Origin of the sequence: Nocardia higoensis (assembly GCF_015477835.1) — a bacterium.
Lineage (GTDB): Bacteria > Actinomycetota > Actinomycetes > Mycobacteriales > Mycobacteriaceae > Nocardia > Nocardia higoensis_A.
Genome location: NZ_JADLQN010000028.1, coordinates 1 through 525, shown reverse-complemented (window position 1 = coordinate 525; position 525 = coordinate 1). Strand labels below are relative to the sequence as shown.

The following is a 525-nucleotide window of genomic DNA, read 5'->3' as shown; positions in this document are numbered from 1 at the left end:
TCCCCGAGGCTTATCGCAGCCTCCTACGTCCTTCATCGGCTCCTGGTGCCAAGGCATCCACCGTACGCTCTTAAACACTTACTAACAAAGATGCTCGCGTCCACTGTGCAGTTCTCAAACAACACACAAGACTGAAACCTGATGCGACACCAGCACTTCCAACGAAGCCGGTATGACCGCGACCCCAGTCTTGTCGTATTTTCTGCCTGGAAAGAACGTCTGTTCTTTCAGGACCCAACAGTGTGTCGATATATCCACCACGACCGAAGACATTGACTTCGACCGAGTGCGATGGAGATTGTCAGCGTTCCACCCATGAGCTTCCGCAGTCCCACAGTCGGGGACATGAACGGTCTCTGCCACAACCACATCCACCTGTGTGAAGCGTCGTGGAGAAGTGCTCCTTAGAAAGGAGGTGATCCAGCCGCACCTTCCGGTACGGCTACCTTGTTACGACTTCGTCCCAATCGCCGATCCCACCTTCGACGGCTCCCTCCCACAAGGGGTTAGGCCACCGGCTTCGGG

The 525-nt window shown here is 55.6% G+C and carries 2 rRNA genes; both read right to left on the bottom strand.

Annotation, left to right across the window (positions count from 1 at the left end):
• Positions 1–84, bottom strand: a 23S ribosomal RNA gene (locus IU449_RS28720); the annotation flags it as partial.
• A 324-nt stretch (positions 85–408) separates the two neighbouring features.
• Positions 409–525 (bottom strand): 16S ribosomal RNA (locus IU449_RS28715); the annotation flags it as partial.